20 protein-coding genes and 2 pseudogenes are annotated in these 19,930 nt (G+C 71.0%); 11 read left to right on the top strand and 11 right to left on the bottom strand.

The window, feature by feature from the left end; genetic code table 11:
• Positions 1-218 precede the first annotated feature (218 nt).
• Positions 219-731 (top strand): hypothetical protein, encoded by a 513-nt coding sequence (locus tag ACWCV3_RS15545; protein WP_451223375.1) that lies wholly within the window; start codon positions 219-221, stop codon positions 729-731.
• A gap of 45 nt (positions 732-776) precedes the next feature.
• Here ACWCV3_RS15545 and ACWCV3_RS15540 read toward each other — a convergent pair whose 3' ends face one another.
• From ACWCV3_RS15540 to ACWCV3_RS15530, 3 genes are all read right to left on the bottom strand, one after another.
• Complete coding sequence (locus ACWCV3_RS15540) at positions 777-1,697, bottom strand: ornithine cyclodeaminase family protein (protein WP_451223373.1); 921 nt, start codon at positions 1,695-1,697, stop codon at positions 777-779.
• A 391-nt stretch (positions 1,698-2,088) separates the two neighbouring features.
• The gene (locus ACWCV3_RS15535) at positions 2,089-2,760 is read right to left on the bottom strand and encodes a DedA family protein (RefSeq protein WP_451223371.1); all 672 of its coding nucleotides are present in this window, start codon (positions 2,758-2,760) and stop codon (positions 2,089-2,091) included.
• Positions 2,757-3,482, bottom strand: a complete 726-nt coding sequence (locus ACWCV3_RS15530; RefSeq protein WP_451223369.1) for a class I SAM-dependent methyltransferase — start codon at positions 3,480-3,482, stop codon at positions 2,757-2,759. The genes ACWCV3_RS15535 and ACWCV3_RS15530 overlap by 4 nt, the downstream gene beginning before the upstream one ends.
• Before the next feature lie 133 nt (positions 3,483-3,615).
• On the opposite strand from ACWCV3_RS15530, the gene ACWCV3_RS15525 reads away from it, so the two are divergent.
• The 6 genes from ACWCV3_RS15525 to ACWCV3_RS15500 all read left to right on the top strand — a co-directional run bounded on the left by ACWCV3_RS15525 (position 3,616) and on the right by ACWCV3_RS15500 (position 9,169).
• Positions 3,616-4,758, top strand: a complete 1,143-nt coding sequence (locus ACWCV3_RS15525; RefSeq protein ID WP_451223367.1) for a sensor histidine kinase — start codon at positions 3,616-3,618, stop codon at positions 4,756-4,758.
• Positions 4,755-5,402 (top strand): response regulator, encoded by a 648-nt coding sequence (locus ACWCV3_RS15520; protein ID WP_451223365.1) that lies wholly within the window; start codon positions 4,755-4,757, stop codon positions 5,400-5,402. Before ACWCV3_RS15525 ends, ACWCV3_RS15520 begins: the two co-directional genes overlap by 4 nt.
• A gap of 315 nt (positions 5,403-5,717) precedes the next feature.
• Positions 5,718-7,022: a sensor histidine kinase gene (locus ACWCV3_RS15515; protein ID WP_451223363.1), complete on the top strand. Its 1,305-nt coding sequence runs from the start codon at positions 5,718-5,720 to the stop codon at positions 7,020-7,022.
• Positions 6,994-7,689, top strand: coding sequence for a response regulator (locus tag ACWCV3_RS15510; RefSeq protein ID WP_451223361.1), 696 nt, complete (start codon positions 6,994-6,996; stop codon positions 7,687-7,689). Before ACWCV3_RS15515 ends, ACWCV3_RS15510 begins: the two co-directional genes overlap by 29 nt.
• A gap of 214 nt (positions 7,690-7,903) precedes the next feature.
• Positions 7,904-8,251: a zf-HC2 domain-containing protein gene (locus ACWCV3_RS15505; protein ID WP_451223359.1), complete on the top strand. Its 348-nt coding sequence runs from the start codon at positions 7,904-7,906 to the stop codon at positions 8,249-8,251.
• A 399-nt stretch (positions 8,252-8,650) separates the two neighbouring features.
• Positions 8,651-9,169 (top strand): hypothetical protein, encoded by a 519-nt coding sequence (locus tag ACWCV3_RS15500; RefSeq protein WP_451223357.1) that lies wholly within the window; start codon positions 8,651-8,653, stop codon positions 9,167-9,169.
• A 340-nt stretch (positions 9,170-9,509) separates the two neighbouring features.
• Here the strand turns inward: ACWCV3_RS15500 and ACWCV3_RS15495 are convergent, their stop codons facing one another.
• Positions 9,510-10,784, bottom strand: a complete 1,275-nt coding sequence (locus ACWCV3_RS15495; RefSeq protein WP_451223355.1) for an MFS transporter — start codon at positions 10,782-10,784, stop codon at positions 9,510-9,512.
• Positions 10,785-10,892: 108 nt separating this feature from the next.
• On the opposite strand from ACWCV3_RS15495, the pseudogene ACWCV3_RS15490 reads away from it, so the two are divergent.
• A pseudogene (locus tag ACWCV3_RS15490) lies at positions 10,893-10,997 on the top strand (IS630 family transposase); the annotation flags it as partial.
• Positions 10,998-11,023: 26 nt separating this feature from the next.
• On the opposite strand, the gene ACWCV3_RS15485 reads toward ACWCV3_RS15490, so the two are convergent.
• The 3 genes from ACWCV3_RS15485 to ACWCV3_RS15475 form a co-directional block, all read right to left on the bottom strand.
• Positions 11,024-11,116 carry a hypothetical protein gene (locus tag ACWCV3_RS15485; protein ID WP_451223353.1) on the bottom strand — a complete coding sequence of 31 codons (93 nt, stop codon included), beginning with the start codon at positions 11,114-11,116 and terminating at the stop codon, positions 11,024-11,026.
• A gap of 188 nt (positions 11,117-11,304) precedes the next feature.
• Positions 11,305-11,982 (bottom strand): response regulator, encoded by a 678-nt coding sequence (locus ACWCV3_RS15480; protein WP_451223351.1) that lies wholly within the window; start codon positions 11,980-11,982, stop codon positions 11,305-11,307.
• A complete protein-coding gene (locus ACWCV3_RS15475; RefSeq protein ID WP_451223349.1) occupies positions 11,983-13,170 on the bottom strand; it encodes a sensor histidine kinase in 1,188 nt (395 codons plus the stop codon).
• A gap of 189 nt (positions 13,171-13,359) precedes the next feature.
• On the opposite strand from ACWCV3_RS15475, the gene ACWCV3_RS15470 reads away from it, so the two are divergent.
• Both ACWCV3_RS15470 and ACWCV3_RS15465 read left to right on the top strand, forming a co-directional pair.
• Positions 13,360-13,635, top strand: a complete 276-nt coding sequence (locus tag ACWCV3_RS15470) for a hypothetical protein (RefSeq protein WP_451223347.1) — start codon at positions 13,360-13,362, stop codon at positions 13,633-13,635.
• Positions 13,636-13,756: 121 nt separating this feature from the next.
• Positions 13,757-15,211, top strand: a complete 1,455-nt coding sequence (locus ACWCV3_RS15465) for an alpha/beta hydrolase (protein WP_451223345.1) — start codon at positions 13,757-13,759, stop codon at positions 15,209-15,211.
• 468 nt (positions 15,212-15,679) lie between these two features.
• On the opposite strand, the pseudogene ACWCV3_RS15460 reads toward ACWCV3_RS15465, so the two are convergent.
• Both ACWCV3_RS15460 and ACWCV3_RS15455 read right to left on the bottom strand, forming a co-directional pair.
• Positions 15,680-15,874 (bottom strand): annotated as a pseudogene (locus tag ACWCV3_RS15460) (PPOX class F420-dependent oxidoreductase); the annotation flags it as partial.
• Positions 15,875-15,882: 8 nt separating this feature from the next.
• Positions 15,883-16,797 carry an alpha/beta hydrolase gene (locus ACWCV3_RS15455; RefSeq protein WP_451223343.1) on the bottom strand — a complete coding sequence of 305 codons (915 nt, stop codon included), beginning with the start codon at positions 16,795-16,797 and terminating at the stop codon, positions 15,883-15,885.
• A gap of 108 nt (positions 16,798-16,905) precedes the next feature.
• On the opposite strand from ACWCV3_RS15455, the gene ACWCV3_RS15450 reads away from it, so the two are divergent.
• Complete coding sequence (locus ACWCV3_RS15450; protein ID WP_451223341.1) at positions 16,906-17,340, top strand: MarR family winged helix-turn-helix transcriptional regulator; 435 nt, start codon at positions 16,906-16,908, stop codon at positions 17,338-17,340.
• Positions 17,341-17,619: 279 nt separating this feature from the next.
• Here the strand turns inward: ACWCV3_RS15450 and ACWCV3_RS15445 are convergent, their stop codons facing one another.
• Positions 17,620-19,071 carry an MFS transporter gene (locus ACWCV3_RS15445; protein ID WP_451223339.1) on the bottom strand — a complete coding sequence of 484 codons (1,452 nt, stop codon included), beginning with the start codon at positions 19,069-19,071 and terminating at the stop codon, positions 17,620-17,622.
• Positions 19,068-19,913, bottom strand: a complete 846-nt coding sequence (locus ACWCV3_RS15440; RefSeq protein WP_451223337.1) for an alpha/beta fold hydrolase — start codon at positions 19,911-19,913, stop codon at positions 19,068-19,070. Before ACWCV3_RS15440 ends, ACWCV3_RS15445 begins: the two co-directional genes overlap by 4 nt.
• Positions 19,914-19,930: the final 17 nt, after the last annotated feature.

Genomic DNA, 19,930 nt, shown 5'->3' with positions numbered 1-19,930 from the left:
CTGTCCGGCGGATCATGGCGCGGAGCGGGGCCTGGCAGGCCCGTCCGCGGCGTTGTCGTCACTCGCCGACGCTCCGCGCCGCAAGCCCGATGCCGGGGAGCGCGCGGAGGCCGCCCGGCGACTCGACGAGGTCGGTGCTGACAATGGGAAGCTGCGTGATGTCAGCTGACGTGGATCGGTACGCCCCGTTGTCAGACGCTGCTGGCAGCATCACCGTCATGCACGCCCACTTCACCACCCCGCCGCGGCCGTTCGACGTCACCGCGCTCTTCCCTGAGCTGGCTCCTCTGGCGCGGACGGCGACCCGGCTGCACCCGCGGCCGGGGGCGCCGACCGTGCGCGACAGCTCCGTGGGCGGCCTGCTCCTGTGGCCCGTCGGCGAGCCGTGGCCGCACTGCGACGAGCCGCACGACAGACACGCGGCGCCGGTGGTCCACTCACCGGACGACGTCCGGCTCGTGCGCCGCGACCGCGCCGCAGCGGCCGAGCGGCGGCGCCTCGACCCCGAGAGCATGCGCAGCGGCGGACCGGCTGTGGCGCGGGCCGGTACGGCCTTCATCCTTCGGCCCCGCGCCGGCCTGCCTGCGGCGTGCTCCACCGCGGCGGTCATGACGACCGCCCTCACAGCGCGCCTGCCAGCGGGGCTCGAGTTCATCGAGCAACCGGCCGAGATGTTGGCTACTCACACCACAGAACGCAGGACGGACAAGGCTGCGCGCGCCCACTCATGACTGACGAACTTGCGCAGCTGTCCTCATGTCCCGGCCACCCCAAGATCAGTTGGAGGACGGATGATCAGTGGGCTGCCTCCCCATCACGGCAGCGAGTGCGACTTCGGTACCGGCCAGGCCGACAGAGCAGAAGACCGTGATCTGATCGGGGTCGGTGCGGGCAGGCACCGACCCGGCCAGTACCGCGCCGAGGTCAACCATGGAATCGACGGCAAAGATGTGCGGTTCTGGGTAACTGGCTGCCTGGGCTCGGGAGTCGGTGAGTACCACTGAGGCACGATGGGCCAGGGCAGGGGGCACTTCGTGCCGGGAGACAGTCTTGGGGCCGAGGGTGGTCACATGCGTTCCCGGGGCGATCCAGTCAGCTTCCAGGACCGGAACTGCGCTGTTCGTGGCCACGATCACCACATCCCGATCGTGTACAGCGTCCTGGACCGTTCCCGTCGCGCGTGTCCTGACTCCCAGCTCCTCGGCAGCCTTGCGGGCGAAGGCATCGGCACGTGCGGGACGGCGAGCCGCGACCACGACCTCCTCGACTTCTCGCACCGCACGCATCGCCCACAGCTGCGCCCATGCCTGTGTGCCCGCGCCCACGATGCCCACACGGACAGGGCCGGGTCTGGCCGCGACATCGATGGCGACAGCACCAATGGCGCCGGTCCGCCGTGCGCCCAGCTCCGCGCCATGGACCAGTGCCAACAACTGACCGTCCCGAACATCCCAAACAGCCACCAGCTGCTCCGCACCGACAAGGGTGTCGTACGTTCGGAAGCCGAACAGTTCTTGCTCGCGCAGAAGCCCGGCGGTGAAGACAAGATGCCCGTCACCGAGATCGGCCCGCACACGCGGCGGAGCTTGCACGGTGCCTTCATGCCGGGCCAGGATTGCCGCCCTTACGGCCTGGACAGCCGTTCCGGCATCGAGCCGGGCACGGACATCGGCGTCATCGAACAGCAGCGGAGACACGAATAGACCCATTTCGCCTCGAACTGAAGAGAAGATCATTCTGTCGAAGCGGCGCCGCCAGGACATCCGACTACGGCCTGAGGCCAGGTCTGTCCCACGACCGACGACCAATGGCCGAGACCGGAGAACCCGCTGGACTGATGACGGTGTCATCGGGAAGCCCACATGTCCTGGAGACGGACTCGTCCCCGTCGATGCAGCACGTGCACTTGTGCGAGTCGACCCCGCACGGTCCCCTCCACCCCACCGATCGACCGTCGAGGACTCGGACCTTCTCGAGTGGACGGGCCCAGGTCCGTCCGCCTCCCAGCGGGTGAACCACTCGTACATCGTCTGGGCGATCACGAGGTGCGAGCTGCCTCGGAGCAGGCGGTGGAGAACCGGTCGCCGGTCAGGCTGCGGTGGGTGAGCTGGCCGGTGACGGCCTGCTCGCCTCCTCGTAGGCCGGGCCTCTTGGCGGGCGCGGTCGTGTGCGATGAGTCCTCCTGTGGAGCATTGCCGCCATGGCGACACATGCCGCGCCGACGGCCAGTGCGGGCGCGCCGAGGGTGAGGACGTGCTGGAGGGAGGCGGTGGCTGCGTATCCGGTGGCGGCTTCGGCGCCGGCCCACAGGGGTGCGGCCGCGAAGCTGTAGGGGGCGATGCGGCGGTAGGGCAGTCGGGCAGCGCCGGCGAGGTGCGGGGCGAGAGTGCGGACGACGGGCAGGAAACGGGCCACGAAGACGGCCTGGCCGCCGCGGCGGGCCGTCAGCGTTTCGGCACGCTGCCAGGCGGTGGCGGGAAGGCGGCGGCCGAGGACTGACGTGCGCAGGCGCCCGCCGAGCCCGCGCCCGGTGCGGTGGGCCAGAAGGTCGCCTGCGACGACGGCGCACGAGGCGACCCCGATGACCACGACGAGGTGCAGTTGCCCGGTGCGTGCCAGCGCGCCCGCCGTGAGCAGCAGGGTGAGGGTGGGGACGAACGCGCCGATCAGCAGGACGGATTCCGCGAGGATCGCCGCGGCCACAAGGGCGTAGGCGCCGGGGGGCGGCACGTGCCCCAGGGCATGGGTCAGCGCGTTCACCGCGAGACGCCGGTCGTCGCGGGCGCCGGGCGGGACGCCGGGTGGGTGGGCCGGGTGAGCTGCCAGACCTTGGCCGGGGGGAGGTTGCCCCACACGGTCCGGCATCCGGTGGCGTAGTGGCGCTGGTAGTCGGCCAGTAGCTCTTCGACGGCCCGGTGTCCTCGTGCCCGGGTACGGGAGGCCAGCAGGGTGCGGGCGTGGCGGGTGCCGAGGTAGGCGAAGTAGGTCAGGGTGCCGCCCGGGTGGAGCAGGTCCATGTACCGATCCATGATCGTTTCTACCTGGCGGGGGGTGAAGTTGGCGAACGGCAGGCCGGAGACGATCACGTCGTAGCGGCGGCCGGTGTCCAGTTCCTCGACGCGCTGAGGATGGACGCGGACCTGCTTCTCGCGCCCGGCCGGCAGCGGGTGAGCGTTGGCGAGGTGGTGCAGCCGGGTGGCGAAGCGCGGGTTGGCCTCGGCGACGTCGAGGTGGCTGCCTGCCGAGAGCTGGGTCATCAGGGCGCGGGTCACCGCGCCGGTTCCGGCTCCGGCCTCCAGGATGTTCAGCGGCCGTCCTGCCCAGGTACGCACCGGTTCGGTCAACGCGTGGGCCAGAGCGGTGCTGCTGGGGGCGATGGCGCCGATGGTGCGGAGGTCGCGGGCGGCTTCGATGAGGAACATCCAGCCCTCGGCATGGCGCTGCGCGAGGGCTCGGTCGTGCGAGGTGGTCCAGTCGTCCATGGCTTCGACGCTAGGAACACGGCGTCGCCGCGGAATCCGCCCTTGTGCGGCCCTCTCCCCCTCCTTTAGTAGGGGGAGAGGGCCGCAGATGGTCGGAGGCAGGGCGAGGAGAGCGCTGCCTAGGATCTGGGGAGTGAGCTGGAAAGAGACCTTCCCGTGGCCCCGGTACGGGCGTTGGGGACTGGTGCTGCTACTGACCGCCGGCGCCGTCCAGAACGGTGCCGCCACCGCGGGCGGGCAGTACGTCACCGTACGCACCGCCGCAGCAGTGCTGTGCGGCGCGATGCTGCTCGTGCGCCGGCTTCCCTGGTTCCTCGCGCCCGCGCTGGCCACGGCGGTGACCGGGTTGTGGGGGTGGCCGATGCTGCCCCTGCTGCTGATCGCCCTGTTCGACCTGTCCGCCGGGCGCCGGACGGCGGTGGCCGCGGGCTGCTCCGTCGTTGTCCTGACCGCCAACACGGTGGCACCCTCCGCGGTCTCACTGTGGCGCCCGCAGCAGTACGGGGCCAGCCTGTTCCTGCTGCTGGCCATCGTGGGCGGGCTGTGGATGGGCAATCGCCGACGTCTGGTGAAGGCCCTGGGCACCGAGGTCGAACACTTGCGCGTCGAGCGGGAACTGCGCGAAGAAGGCGCCCGCGTGGCCGAGCGAGCCCGGATCGCCGCGGAGATGCACGACGTACTGGCCCACCGCCTCAGCCTCATCGCCCTGCACACCGGAGTCCTGGCCACCAAGACGGACACGCTGCCCGCCGCTGTCACCGAACGCCTCTCCCTGCTGCGCGCCGCCTCCACCGAAGCCCTGACCGACCTGCGCGACATCCTGAGCGCCCTCCACGACCCCCGCACCGACACCGACGTCCCACCCGCCCCCGTCCTGCGCGACGTGCGCGAGCTGGTCGAGCAGGCACGCGCAGCCGGCCAGCAGGTCGACCTGCACACCACCGGCCGCGTCGAGCAGGCGCCGGCCGCCCACCGCCTGGCCCTCTACCGCCTCGTCCAGGAAGGACTGACCAACGCCCGCAAGCACGCCGCCGGCGCACCGGTCACCATCCGCGTCGACTACGGCCCGCCCGCCACCGTCGTCGAGGTCACCAACGCCCCCGGTACCCCGGCAGCGCACGCCGCGCCCTCCGGCTACGGACTGGTGGGCCTGCGCGAACGCGTCCGCGCCCTGAACGGACACCTCAACGCCGGCCCCCACGGCGCCGGCAGCTGGCGACTCGCGGCCCGCATCCCCCACCCCCCGCACACCGAGCAGAACGGCCAACGCCCATGATCCGCGCCATGATCGTCGACGATGACGCCCTCGTCCGCCTGGGCCTGGCCGACCTCCTCGACACGGACGACGGCATCGAGGTCGTCGCCCAGGCGGCCGACGGCCTCCAGGCCATCGAACTCGCCACCGCACACCGCATCGACGTCGCCCTCGTCGACGTCCGCATGCCCCGCATGGACGGCATCGCCGCCGCCGCCCGGCTCCGCGCCCTGCCCCACCCCCCGAAAGTCATCACCCTGACGACGTTCGACCTCGACGAGTACGTCTACAACGCCCTCGCGGCCGGAGCCGACGGATTCCTCCTCAAGGACACCGACCCCGCCGAGATCCTGCGCGCCGTCCACCTCGTCCACGCCGGCTCCGCCATGCTCCATCCCACCGCGGCACGCCGCCTCATCGACCGCTACCACCAGGCAGGCCGGCCCCAGGCCACGGCCGCACGCGCCCGGCTCGAATCCCTCACCCCCCGAGAGCGCGACGTCCTGACCCTTCTCTCCCGCGGTGACACCAACGCCGACATCGCCGCCGCCCTGGGCATGCGCGAAAGCACTGTCAAAGCCCACGTCAGCCGCATCCTCACCGCGCTGGACGTCAGCAACCGCGTCCAGGCAGCCCTCCTCGCCCGCTCGGCCGGCCTGACCTGAGACTGTGTCCTGCATGGTCAGTGGAACGTTGTCCCGGGCATGGGGAGTGGACGGTGGGGACGGCTCGTTCCGGATGGACTGTGGGAATGGGCGAGACCGTTGTCGCCGCATGTCCTGTCCGACGTGAACGGACTGCCTCTACGCGTCATGGGACACGAATCCCACGCGGTGCTGCCGGAGGTGCTCTCCTGGACCGGCGCCGACCAGGCGTTCATCTCGGTCACCGGCGGCGAGGAGCGTCTTCTCCGTGCGGCGGCCTGCCGGAAGACGTGCGCGGGCTGTCGTGTCCGGGGCCGGCCGGACACCTCTGGGGTGGTGACCGGCGGTGGCAGACAAGCGGCACTCGGGCGGCGACCCTACGGTGGCGATATGGCAGTGATCAACAGCTCGCGGCGGGTATGGGGCGCACCGGTCGGCACTCTGGACGTGCTGGGGCCGGTCGTGCTGTTCGTGCTCTCGGTCGTGGCCGCCTCCGTCATTCCGCACGAGCACCGGTTCTCGGTCCGCCCGTCCGCCGTGGCGCTGGCGGCGATCGGCTGCTTCGCGTTGCTGTGGCGTCATCGCCACCCGTTCGGCGTACTGGTCACCGCGGTTGCCTGCGGGGTGGTCTTCCAGGCGCTCGGGTTTCGGGAGAGTCCGCTGGTGACGAGCCCGGTGATCGTGTCCGTCTACACCGTGGCCGCCCGCACCGACCGGCGTACCACCTGGATGGTGGCGTCAGTCTCGGCCGCCCTGCTGGCGGGGGCGGCCATGGTGTTCGGCCCCGGCTCATGGCTGACCCCGGACAACGCGGCGATGCTGGCCTGGACGGCTCTGCCCGCTGCCGTGGGAGACGGGGTCCGCTCACGTCGCGCGTACGTGGCGGCCGTGGAGGAACGGGCGCAGCACGCGGAGGAGACCCGTGAGCAGGAGGCGCGGCAGCGGGTGGCGGCCGAGCGGGTCCGGATCGCGCGCGAGTTGCACGACGTGGTCGCACACCACATCGCCTTGATCAACGCGCAGGCCGGTGTCGCCGTTCACCTGGTGGAGCGGCGGCCGGAGCAGTTGGTCACCGCTTTGGAGGGCATCCGGGACACCAGTCGGTCCGCGCTGGAGGAACTCCGGGTGACCGTGGGCCTCCTGCGGCAGTCCGACGATCCGGAAGCGCCGCGGGATCCGATGCCGGGCCTGGCACAGGTACCCGGGCTCGTCGCGTCCTTCGAGCGTGTCGGCCTGTCCGTCAGGTATGCACGACGCGGCACGGCCCAGCCGCTCACCCCGGCGGTGGATCTGGCCGCGTACCGCATCGTGCAGGAGGCCCTGACGAACGTGCGCAAGCACGCCGGCGCCGATCACGCCCGCCTCTGCCTGCACTACCGGCCCCAATGGCTGACGATCACGATCGAGGACGACGGGCGTGCCGGAACGCACGAGCCTCGCCTCGGCACCGGCCACGGGCTGATCGGGATGCGTGAGCGTGCGGTCAGCGTGGGAGGGAAGCTGGAGGCCGCGGCGCGCCCCGGCGGGGGTTTCACCGTGACCGCCGAACTGCCTCTGCGGCCGGGCGAGGCAGTCGTGGTACCGATCGGGCGGGACACGAGGAGAGACGGGCATGACGATCCGCGTACTGCTAGCCGATGACCAGGCTCTGCTGCGGGGCACGTTCAAGATGCTGTTCGACTCCGCCGACGACATGGAGACGGTGGGCGAGGCGGCCAACGGCCTCGAGGCGGTCCAGCTGGCGAGGACGCGGCATCCGGATGTGATCCTCATGGACATCCGCATGCCCGAGATGGATGGCCTCGCTGCCACGCGGCTGATCGGCGAGGACGAGGACCTCGCGGCGGTGAAGGTCCTGATCCTGACCACCTTCGAGGAGGACGAGTACGTCGCGGAGGCACTGCGGGCAGGTGCGAGCGGCTTTCTCGGCAAGGGCACCCGGCCCGAGGAACTGCTCGACGCCGTCCGCACGGTCGCCGCAGGCGACGCGCTGCTGTCCCCATCGGCGACCGGAGGTCTGATCAGGCGGTTCCTGGCGCAGCCGGAACCGTGCACGGCAGCCGTGCACGAGCGGCTGGAGTGCCTGACGCGACGGGAACGCGATGTCCTGGGGCTCGTCGCGCTGGGGATGTCGAACGACGACATCGCCGAGCGTCTGTTCGTCAGCCCGCTGACGGCCAAAACCCACGTCAACCGGGCCATGACCAAGCTCGCCGCCCGCGACCGGGCCCAACTGGTGGTCATCGCCTACCAGTGTGGCCTGGTCAGCCCGGCGACGACGGCGCCTCGTCCCTCAGCGACCGGATGAACTCCGACGTGGCGGCCAAAGGCGTTCGGGCCCCGTCGTAGTCCGGCCTGCCGGATACCGCGGCCGTGGTACACGGGAATGGCTTCTCAGGGACGACGCGCAAGGAGAGGTTCCTGGGCGATGGTGAGGTGGTGAGACCGAGCTGTCGTAGCGGTGCACCAGCCGTACACCGCCGCTGACGGCGCGATTCCCACCCCGCACGAAGGGACCCGCCATGCTCAGTTCCTCTCAGGATCACCGCACCATGGGCGACCTGCTCCAAGGACACGCGCTCGACGTTCGGCGCCCCGAAGAGACAGGCGCGGTCCGCGCCCACCTGGCGACCTGCCCTCACTGCCGGCACGAGGGCCACTGTCCCGCTGCCGTGCCCGAGCACCTGTCCTTGCTCCGCAAGGCCCTGGTGTACGACACCGGCCGGCAGCGGCCGTCGTACCTGCCCGGCCCGGCCGCGTGCCACCACGGCTCACGGCACGGACGCGGTCGATACAGCGCGGCCCGAAGGGCCCCGGCCACCTCGCTCACCTTGTCCCAATGGGTGAGCCGGCTTGCCTGCGTCAGGTGAGCGACCGGGCAGGGCGCCCGGTGATGGGACTCACCGTGAACTGCGGCTTACGCGCGCCGCTGCCCCGTCCTGGAGCGGCGCGCGTACGCCGGGACGATATAGCGCGGGCGGGCGCGGAGGTACGGCGAGGGCCGGCCCCTCGCACCCCCACCGCCGGCGGTGTGACTCCGGGACCATACGGCCGAGAGCGCCGACCGCCGGCTCCGTGCCCGCCGCGCCCCTCAGCAGGCCTCAGCGGCGACACCGGCGCAGGGACCGGCGCCCGCCGTCAGGCCCGGAGCCATCCCGGGCCTCGAGCAGGCAACCTTTCCGGACAAGGAGCATCCCGGAGATCTGCTGCGTCGCGGAGACAACCCGCACGGGGGACAACCGCCTGAACGGCGCCTTCGTTGATCAAGCATGATCAACAAGCAGCGCGCCATCGGTGCTCTCCTCGCCCTCCTGTCCGTCGCCGCCCTGCCGGCAACCGCCCAGGCCGCCGCACCGGCCGCATCCGCTCCCAAGGGGTGCGCCTCGACCACCGGCTACTCGTCCGACGGCTGGCACTCCGGCGAACTGACCGTGTGCTTCACCGAGAACACGCGCTACGACGGCTCCTCCGGCAGTTGGGTGGCCTCGCCGGCCACTCAGGTCCGCGGCCGCTGCTGGACGAAGGGCATCCTCTGGAACGAGCGCGACTGCGAGTTCGACGCCGATCTGACCCTTCGAAAGGACGGCGTGGAGGTCTGGAAGAAGCGGGTGGGCAAGCGGACCGACTTCCAGCACACGCAGAGCACCTCGAGCACGAGCTCCTGGTCGTGCGACGGGCCGGGCCGCTACAGCCTCACGGTCGACGCGATCGACATGTACGTCCTGAACGAGCCCTACCGCCTGAAGGTCGACCCGGCACCCGTCACGGTCACCGCGGACGGCTGCTGACCTCCGCCCCCAAGCGCCCGCCGGGCGGCCACCACAGGCCGCTCCGGCGACGGCGACTGCTGACCGGCCCATGGGGCTGATGGCATCCAGGCAATTGAACGTGCCGGCCTCCACACCGGTGTCGTACACGCGCATCCACGTTATGCAGACCTGCCGCCCGCGAGGTGCCGGGCGTTGTGCTCGGCGGGACGGTGGTCGGGCCTCTGATCAGCGTTTCCGACGGGACCTTCCGGGCCCGGTGACACCCCCCGGGGTCATGCGTTCGGCAGGGAGGAGCAGTCATGCCTGGACCCGGAGGCCAGCGGCCTCCTTGCAGGACCGTGAAGGAGCTGACGGGGGATCACGTGTCGAGCGTGTGGGCCGGGGGCTTGATGCCGGTCGGGGCGGGGGTGCGGTGGGTGGTGAGGTCTCGGGTCGAGCTTCTGCAGGCCAGGAGGATGCCGGCGGTGAGCATGGGGAGGGCGGCCGTCAGGAAGCCCCATTTGACGCCGACCGAGAACAGGAGGCCCATGACCAGGAACGACACCGGTTCGAAGACGACGCGGGGGAGGTTCATGATGCTGTTGACACGCCCCAGGAAGTCCGCAGGGGTCCGGGTCTGGATGAAGGTGGGCAGCGCGACGTCGCTGGAGTAGGCGACGCCGACGCCGAGGAGCGCCAGGAGCACGGCCACGGCCCAGGCGTTGGGAAGGAACCCGAGGACGGCGAACGACGTTCCCTCGCACAGGGTCATGCCGACGATCAGCAGGCCCCAGCGGCGGGGCAGACCGGTGATCGCCGCGGCTACAGTCCCGAGGAGCTGGCCGAGCCCCCAGGCGGAGACGAGCACGCCAAGGGCGAGAGCGCCGTCGGGAAACGTGCGAGCCAGCGTCGGGAGGCCGACCGAGAAGAGGCCGCTGTAGCTCAACGCGGCGGCGGAAATCAGCAGGAGGACCGTCTGGACCTCCTTACTGCGCCGGGCGTAGCGCAGCCCGGACACGATCTCCTCGCGGACCGCCGCGAGCGAGGGCGACTTGGCGTCCTCGGCCGGGACGGCCGCGGGGGCCGCGCGCAGGGTGAGGGCGGCGAGGAAGAAGGTCGTGGCGTTGAACAGGATCGCGCCGGTCGGACCGGTCGCGGCGACCGCCGCACCGCCCAGGACCGGGCCGAGCAGTCTGGCGCCCTGTTCGCTCAAGCCGGTCAGGGCGTTGGCCCGGGGCAGCGCCTCCTCCTCGACGAGGGACGGCAGGATGCTCCCGCTCGCGGGCCAGAAGAACGCCTCGGCGACGCCCATCACGACCGCGATGACGTACAGCTGCCACACCTGCACCCCGCCGAACGCGCTCACCACGCCGAGACCGAGCACCGCGGCACCGCGCGCGAGGTGCGAGGCAAGCATCACGGGCCGTGGCGACAGCCGGTCGGTGAGCGCGCCGCCGAGCAGCATCAGCAGGCCGCGCGGCACCGCCTGCGCGAGCACCACGCCGGCCAGCGCCGTGGGGGAACCGGTCTTCTGGAGCACCAGCCAGATGAAGGCGACTTCGAAGCCGAGGTCGCCGAGTACGGAAACGCTCTCGCCCGCCCACACCCACCGGAACGGCCTCGAGCGCAGCGGCTGGCGCAGTTGGTCCAACATGACCGCCCTTTCTGAACGCGGCACACCATCGGGACGTGCCGTCGAGACACGGGGCCGGCTGCCCGGCCGACCCCTTGCGATGCGTGCGGGGTGTCCGCCGGCGGGCGCCAGATCGGCCGGACCCCCGTCTTCGGGGTCAGAGTTCGGGGTTCCGGAGGGGTGTCGATGGCGGGCATGACCTGCTTCAAACTCGGCCAGCGGTCCCGGCCGATCTCCACGCGACCCGCGAGTACGGGGTCTCAAGGACGAAGGGCTTCGACCATGGGCCGTAACCGCTCAGGAACGTCCCGCCACGGAGCACCGGCGCGAGTGCGCCAGCGTATGCCGTCCATCAGCTGTTGTCTGGTGTGTATCGGCGGTCGTCCGGACTTCTACCCAGTGGGGAGCGCGGCCATCTGCGCCGTGCCGGAGGCAACGGCGCTTGACGTCACGTAGGCGACCGTGCGGCCGGAGTCGTCGGTTGTGTTCACGTGCTGCGCGTCGGCGCCGCGGGTCAGCGGTTCACCTTGTCGCGGGGCCGTCAGTCCTCCGCGTCGCGGACCAGTAGCGCGATCTGTACCCGGTTCTCGAGCGCCAGCTTGGAGAACAGGTTGCTCGTGTGTGCCTTGACGGTCGCGATGCTGATGCGCAGCCTCCGGGCGATCTGCGGGTTGCCCAGGCCGTCCGCGATGGCCCGGGCGGTTTCGAGTTCTCGTTCGGTCAGCGCGGCCAGCTGTTTCCGTGCGGCTTCGCGGGTCGAGTCGCGAGCGTGGGAGGACCGTGGACCGGTGGCTGCGGCGATCACCCGTGCCGTGGCCGCTGGAGACAGTACGGGGTTGCCCTCAGCGACGGTCCGTACCGCATCGAGAATCCGCGGCGGTGGGGTGTCCTTGAGGACGAACCCGAGCGCTCCTGCGTCCAGCGCGCCGAGCACCAGGGCATCGGAGTCGAACGTGGTCAGCATGAGCACCCGGGGTGGCGCCGGGCGGGCCAGGATTTCCCGGGTCGCGCTGAGCCCGTCACGGCCTGGCATCCGCACGTCCATCAGCACGACGTCAGGCCGGTGCTCGTCCACCACGGCGATCGCGGCGTCCCCGTCGGCGGCCTCAGCGACGACGGCCAGATCCGGTTCGCCGTCGATGACAAGCCGCAGCACCACACGCACCAGCTGGTCGTTGTCGACGATGACGACGCGCACCGGCTCCCGCTCGCTGTCCACTCATGTGCTCTTTTCGTGGGTGGGGTTCGGCCAGGGCAGTCGTGCGGTGAGGACGTATCCGTGGTCGGGTGTGGGGTGATGGTCGAGTGTCCCGCCGGCGAGGGTGACTCGTTCGCCGAGGCCGAGCAGGCCGAATCCCGAAGCCGGCGGCCGCACGTTTCCTGTGATGGCTGAGGAGTTGCGGACACTGACCTCTAGTTTGTCGCCTTCTGTTCCTTCGAGGGTGATGCGTATGTGTGCGCCCGGGGCATGTTTGGCGACGTTGGTCAGTCCTTCTTGGACGATCCGGTAGCAGGTTCGCCCTACGACGTCGGGCGGATCTGCCGTCAGGCTGGTGGTGAGTGCGACGTCCAGCCCGGATGCACGGGCGTCTGCTGCCAGGTCGGGGATGCGGTCGAGGGAGGGCTGTGGTGGTTCCGGGCGGGTCGGGTCGGCCCGGAGCACACCGAGGACATCCCGTAGTTCCTCCAGGGCCTGATGGGAGCCGTCGGCGATGGAGCGGACCAGCATGCGGTTCTCCTCGGCTGTGAGGTCGCCGCGGTGGTCCAGCACCCCGGCCTGCATGGCCACCAGGGAGATCCGGTGCGCGAGCACGTCGTGCATCTCGCGCGCGATCTGGTTGCGTTCCTGGGCCCGTGCCTGCGCCGCTCGCGCGGTCTGTTCCCGTTCCGCGCTGTCCGCCCGCTCCCGCAGGGACCGTACTTCGGCACGCCGCGCGCCGATGGCCATGCCCACGGCCGCCGCGATGCCCGCGGTCAGTGCCGAGAGCGCGAGCTGCACCCACCACGGGCCGGGCGGGCCCGGGCCCTGGACCGGGTTGAGCCCGACGGCGAACTGCGACGCGGTCACATAGGCCAGGCCGACGACCCCGATCTCCACCGGACGGCGACGGGTGGAGATCGAAACCAGCGCCACGAGCGCGGCGCCGGTGGCGAGTGCCGACGCGGTCGACGCGATCGCGACCGTCATGGCGACGGCGAGCGGGAACCGCCGCCGCCACACGAGCGCCGTCAAACAGCCGAGCGCCACCAGCGGATCACCGATCAGGAACCAGGAGCCGGTCTCGGCCGTCTGCCACTTCAGCAGCACACCGGTGGCGAGCCAGACCGGTATGCCCACTGCGGCGGCCGCTGCCAGCCGCCAGGCCTGTGGCCACCATCCGAGCCATGGTGCGATGTTCGTGTCCACCTGGTCATTATCGCGACACCGTGTCTCCGGTCAGTCGGACCGAGGGACGATACGCCCTGGACCAAAGTCGAATGACCGTCCCACCTGTGGTCGAAGGCCGTTCGAGCCGTCGGACCGATGTGGAGGCCGCGCCGCACGGACAGACTCGTTCACGTGCCGAGACAACCGGACACGAGACGGAGGAGCGCCATGCGCGAGCGCGGCCTCGGAGCCCTTGAGGCGGCGGGGATGGTGATCACGGCCCTGGCCGCCCAAGCGGTGATCCGCGGTCTGCTCAACCGGGACTCCGAGCTGCTGTGGGGCATCTTCGACTGGGTCCCGGGCGGCCTTGCAGGCCGGATGACTCTTCTCGGATCCATCGCGCTCGTCGCGGTGGTGCTCGGTGGCTGGGCACACACCCACCGGGAACCGGGCGCCGGGCGGGCCGGTGATTCCGGAGAAATGCGCTGCCGGGAAACGGCCTGACGCAATCCGGCACGCGGCCAGATGCCGTCCGGTCGGCCTCCACGGGCCGGCAAGACCTTACGGCGGGCGTTCCGAGCCCTCGTTCCGGCGTCCCCACGCGCCCCCTTCAGGAGGACATCAGATGCGCAGAACACTCTCCCTCGCCCTTGCCGCCGCCACCGCGGCGGCGCTGACCGCGATTCCGGGATCGTCGTCGGCGACGACGCGGGACACCGTGCGGTGGGGCCCGTGCCCAAAGAACGTCGCATCACCCCGTCTTGAGTGCTCGACGCTCGAAGTCCCCCTGGACTACCGGGATCCCGACGGCCGGCAGATCGAGATCGCGATCTCGCGACTGGCGAGCGAGAACCCCTCGCAGCGCCGCGGCGTGCTGCTGACCAATCCAGGCGGCCCCGGCGGTACAGGACTTGACTACCCGGCCCTGCTCGCCGGCTCAGGGCTGCCCAGGAAGGTGCTGGACTCCTACGACGTGATCGGCTTCGATCCGCGCGGCGTCGGCCGCAGCACGCCGGTGACCTGCGCCCTGGCGCCAGAACAGCAGGCACGCCGCAATTTCCCGCCGTACGCGCACACCGCGGCCGATGTCGCGCGGGAGGCGAAGTACGCGCGGACCGTCGCCGAGCAGTGCGCCACCTCGCGGACGGCGTGGATGCTGCCGCACACCACCACCGCGAACACCGCGCGCGACATGGACCGGATCCGGGTGGCGCTGGGCGAGCCGAAGCTCTCGTACCTCGGTCATTCGTACGGCACCTACCTCGGTGCGGTGTACGCGACGATGTTCCCCGAGCGCGGTGACCGGGTCGTGCTCGACAGCAACCTGGGCCCGGGCGGTTACGACGTCGCAGCCATGCGGTTGTTCGCCCGTGGAATGGAGGACAGGTTCCCGGACTTCGCGGCGTTCGCGGCGGCGCGTCCCGAGTACGGTCTGGGCACTACGCCGGAGCAGGTGACCGCCAGGTTCTTCGACCTCGCGAAGCGGTTGGAGGCGAAGCCGGTCCAGGGCGTCGACGGCACGTTGTTCCGCGGGCTCACGTTCGAGTACCTCTACAGCGATGCGACTCTGCCCCTGCTGGCCGCCTCCTGGCAAGCGCTTGAGAGGGACCGGCCCCTGCCCACACTGCCGTTGCCGGAGAACATAGAGAACAGCATGGCCTCCCGCTTTTCAGTGATATGCGGTGATACCCGCTGGCCGGGAAGGGTCCACGACTATCAGCGCAACGTCGCGGTCGACCGGCTGAAGTACCCGATGCTGGGCGGGTCCACGGCCAGCATCGGACCGTGCGCGTTCTGGCCGGACAAGCGGGTCGAACCGCCGGTGCGCATCGCTGACCGTGGCCCGTCGAACGTGCTCATGGTGCAGAACGAACGCGACCCGGGGACACCGCTGGCCGGCGCCCGGAAGCTGCGGAGCGCGTTCGGGAATCGGGCCACGATGGTGACGGTCGACCAGGGCGGTCACGGCGTCTATCCGTTCGGCTCCAACACATGCGCGAACGACGTGGTGACGGCATTCCTGACCACTGGGCAACACCCGTCGCGAGACCTCGCCTGCGCGGCGGAGCCGAGCGAGTAACGGGAACCGGGCCATGTTCGAAGAGAGGCGGCGTCGCCGGGCCGTGCGGCTGGGTGACCAGCGCTGACCGCGACCGGCTGGATGACCTGAGCAACGACACACGCCCGTTGCCCGAAAGGGACACCCCTCCCGCGAGCGGTGCCAGCCCCAACCGTCCCACCTGCCAAGCGGCCGTCACCGTGCTCGCCCCGCCGCCACAGCCCGGCCCTCTGCTTTCGCGGCCCGGACACGGACCGGGTCGATCGTGCACCGCGACCAGTCAGGCTCACCCCGGGCACCGAGTTCGTCGAGCACGACCCGACGCACGGGCCCGGACCCGGGCCCGGCTCCACTGAGCCAAGCGCCGGTGGACCGTGGGCCAGGCCGGTTCGAACACCGGCGGCAGCTGCCGCCGGTGTTCGAACCGTAGTTGCCACGAAGATGATCGCGGCTAGAGCCTCATGGTCACCGGCCCGGCGCCGGGCCCCCGCAGGGGCCGACGAGGACATCGGCGCGGGCCCGGACCCGTTTGACCTTCCAGGAGTCCGCGGCCGTCCAGACGCCGGGCGCGTCGCCGTCACGCACCACCCGGACGGGGGCGGCGACCGGGGTGCCGTTCCTGCGGTGGCTGGTGACCAGCAGATACTTGCCCGTACCGAACCGGTCCGGTGAGGCGTCGTCCACGCCCGCAGTCACAGGTTGTTCGCGTAGAAGCTGGTGAGTCGTTCGACGGCGGCGTCGACGTATGCGGGTTCGTCGTACATCTCGTAGTGGCCGGCGCCGTCGATCACCATGAGGTCGACGGGGTTGGGGGCCAGCTTCCACAACTGCATACCCGTGTCGTAGGAGCCGGTGTTGCCGATGCGTCCGGCGAGGACGACCTGCAGTGGCTGGGTCATGAGCTGATCGGCCAGGTGGAACGCGTCGTAGCCCAGCAGGAGGGAGTCGCTGCGCAGGAGGCGCCGGTTCGTGGAGTGTTCGTTGCCGCCGCGCTCGGTGCGGTAGTAGGTGATGGCCTCGGTGGTGTCGATGTCGGTCAGGCCCGCCGCCGCGGCGTCCTCGAGGGTGTCGGGCAGCCAGTTCACGCGGGCCGTCTCGCCGGAGCGGGCCTCTTCGGTACGTGCGTCCGCGAGGGCGTCGAGTGCTGCGGCCGGACCGTCGGGGGAGAAGCTGCGGAACGCGTTGCCGATGTTGACGGGGACGACCGTGCCGACCGCCTTGATGCGGTGGTCCGTGCGGGCGGTGTGCACGGCGTAGCCGGCACCGGCGCAGATGCCGAGGACACCGATGCGCTGCGGGTCGATGTCGGGGGTCGTGGTGAGCGCGTCGATGGCGTAGGAGATGTCCTCACCGCGGCGGTAGGGGTCTTCGAGGTCGCGGGGATCGCCCTCGCTCTGGCCCTGATGGGCGGGGTCGAAGACGAGCGCCGCTATGCCGCGGGCGGCGAGACGGGAGGCGTAGTTGGCGCCGATCTGCTCCTTCACGCTGCTGCCCGGGGTGGAGAGCAGGACGGCGCGCAGCGGTGCGCTGCTGTCGGCGTTGTCGGGCAGGTGGAGGTCCGCGGCGAGGCTGATGGGACCGCGCGGGATCGTGAGGTGCTGAAGCATGCGTGGCTTCCTTCGTGGGATCGTTGTTCCATAGGAGTCCAGTACAAGACTGTATCTTGTACCATCCAAAACTAATACGAATCTGTATTACATGTGTGGAGGGACCGCATGCCGGTCGACGGGGCGCAGCTGTGGACGCTGAACCAGCGGCTGCTGGGCGTTGTGATGAATGCCTGTGCGGGGGAGTTGGCGGAGCTCGGGTTGGAGACGAAGGAGTTCTTCGTCCTGGCCGAGGTGGAGGCATCGCCGTACCCGGCCGAGATCGCGACCGCGCTGCTGCTGCCCAGGGCCAGCGTGACGGTCTACGTTCGCAACCTCGTCGCCAAGGGCTATATCCGCCGCGAGATCGACGAGGCGGACCTGAGGCGTCATCGGCTCGTGCTCACCGCTGAGGGCACGCAAGCACGCGATCGAGCACTTGCAGCCCTCGCGGCGGAGTACGACCACAGGCTGGCGAGGGTCACCCCCCAAGACCGCGTTGAGCTGCAACGCATCCTCAAAGCGATGCTCGCCTCGCCCGCGTCAGGCGGTATGCGCGAGTGATTCGTCTGCCCGGTGCTCTGCTGCTGCGATGTGCTTGTTTCGGTCGAGAAACTCGCCCCGGCCGACCGGGGCGTGCTGCTCGGCGACCACCTGCCCTCCGGCACCGAGCCGCGCGGGTCGAACGGCAGATGTGGTGGGACATGACCGCCCAGGCGGGCGACACCGTCCACATCTCCGAGATGTTCCGCCCCGTGCGCGGCACCGGGCACATCCTCGACGTGCTCGACGTCCTCCACCGCGGCCGCCTGGCGCTGCGCATCCACGACGGCGCGTTCTCCGCTATGGACGGGCGGCCGACGCCCCGCCGTCCCGGCCGCCAGGGCCGGCACCGTCCACGCTACGTGCCCCTCCGCTGTGACTGCTGTGGCCGAGACCGGGCTCGGTGCCGGGCCGGTGGTGGAGCCGGAGGCCGATCAGCGCGCTGATCGTGAAGGCGGCGGCCTCGTAGAGCATGGCGTGCCGGAACGCGGTGTCCGCATCGGCGGCGGGGGCGTAGTAGGCGAGTCCGGCCGCGGTCACTCCGATGGATCCGCCGAGCTGCTGTGCTGTGGGCAGCAGGCCGGAGCCCGAACCGGCTGCGGGGCCGTGCACCTGGGCCAGGACCAGGGTGAACACCGACGCGGTGAAGGCGCCGAACGCGGCTCCGCCGACGGCCAGCACGGGCAGTGCCGCCTGGCGTCCCGCGGCCGAGCCGACGAGGGGGGCCAGCGCCAGGCACATCCCGGCGAGGATCAGGGGCGCGACGGTGAGCACCGCCGGCCCGTGCCGGCGGGTGAGCGCGGGCGCGGCTCTGCTGCCGACGACGGCGCCGGCGGCGAACGGTGCCGACGTCAGTGCGGCCGCCAGGGCCGAGTACCCGACAGCGGACTGAAGGTGGAGGAAGAGCAGGTAGGTGAAGGAGGGCACGCCCGTGTTGAACACGAACACCAGCAGAGTGCCCCGCCGCGCCGACCGGTCACGCAGCACCGCGGGATGGATCAGCGGGTCCGGCCGGTGCGGGAGGCTCCGGACGAAGTGGCCGAGGGCGGCCACCGCCACGGCGAAGCCGGCCCACGTCCACCAAGGCCAGCCCGCCTCCCGCCCCAGAGCCAGGGACAGGACCAGCGCGCCGGCTCCCATGGTGACCAGCAGCGCACCCAGCTTGTCGACGCGGAGTCCGTCCGCTCCGCGGGTACGGGGCAGCGCGGTCGCTCCTGCCAGCGAGGCGAGCGCCACCGGCACGGTGAGGAGCATCAACGGCCGCCAGCCGAGGCCGAAGAGATCGGCACCGAGGACGAGTCCGCCGATCAGCGGCCCGGCCAGTGACGCGACGGCCATGGTGGCGCCGTACAGGCCGAAGGCGCGCGGCCGGCGCGTTGCAGGAGTGGCGGCCTGGATGAGCGACAGGACCTGAGGGGCGACCAGACCGCTGCCCGCGCCCTGCACCAGCCGGGCGATGACCAGCGATGCGGCGTCGGGGGCACACGCGCCGGCCAGCGAACCCGCGGTGAACACCACGGTGCCCGCCACGAACAGCCGGCGGTAGCCGTACCGGTCGCCCAGCCGTGCGGCGGGGATGAGCACGCACGCGTACGTCAGGGTGTATCCAGCGAGGACCAGTTGCACGGCGCCGGGCCCAGCGCCCAGGCCGGCCTGTATCGCCGGGGCGGCCACCTGGGCGACAGTGACGTTGAGCAGTTGTACAAAAGTGGCGCTGAGCAGCACCGGCAGCACGAGGCGTCCGCCGCTCACGGCAGCAGAACCGCGGCGAGCTCGCGGGGCCGGGCGGCGAACGGGCTGTGGCTGCCCGGGAGGGTGCGCACGGTGAACGGGTTGCCGGGCATGGCCCGATCGGCTTCCGCGATCATCAGATCCTGCACGGCCGTCGGCAGCGCCCGGTCGTCCGCGCAGCGCAGGAAGGTCCGTGGGACGCGCCCCCAGCGTTGTGGAGTCACGGTGACGGGGGTGGTGGGGATCGCCAGCGGCAGATCGGGACTCAGTGCCGAGCGCCAGCGGTCGAAGCGGTCCGGAGCAGTGTCGTGGTAGTGGGTCTGCCGCAGTTCCTCGATGTAGGCGGGATCCTGCGAGAGCGGGTTGATCCGCACGGCGCCCAGTTCTCCGGGGTCACCGAGACCGAGACTCCGGCCCCGTGCCGTGGCGTTCTCGGGTGAGCCGAGATAGTCGACGAACCGGGGCCGTCCGGCGGGCACGAAGGCGGAAAGGTAGACGATCTCGTCGACGAGTCCGGGTGCGCGCTCGGCAGCCAGTGATGCGGGGCCGCCGCCCGCGCTGTGTGCGACGAGCACGACCCGACGGTGGCGGCGGGCCCGACGCAGCGTGTCGAGGACGGCCTCGGCGCAGTCGTCCATCGTCACGGTGGCGAGCGCGGACTTCTCGGTCAACAGGCCCGGCTGGCCCGGCTGGAGGTATCCGGTGGGCAGTGGCGCGTCGAAGCCGTGTCCCGGCAGGTCGATGGCCGTGCTCGCGGCACCGAGTGCGGCGAGTGCGCGCTGCGTCGCCGCCCACTGTCCGGAGCCGTGCCAGGCGCCGTGCACGAAGACGAAGACGGTGTCCGTGGAGGAAGAGTCGGTCATGACCGCATTCCACGCGA

The organism is Streptomyces sp. NPDC001781 (assembly GCF_053596035.1).
This window is presented reverse-complemented; position numbering and strand designations above follow the sequence as displayed.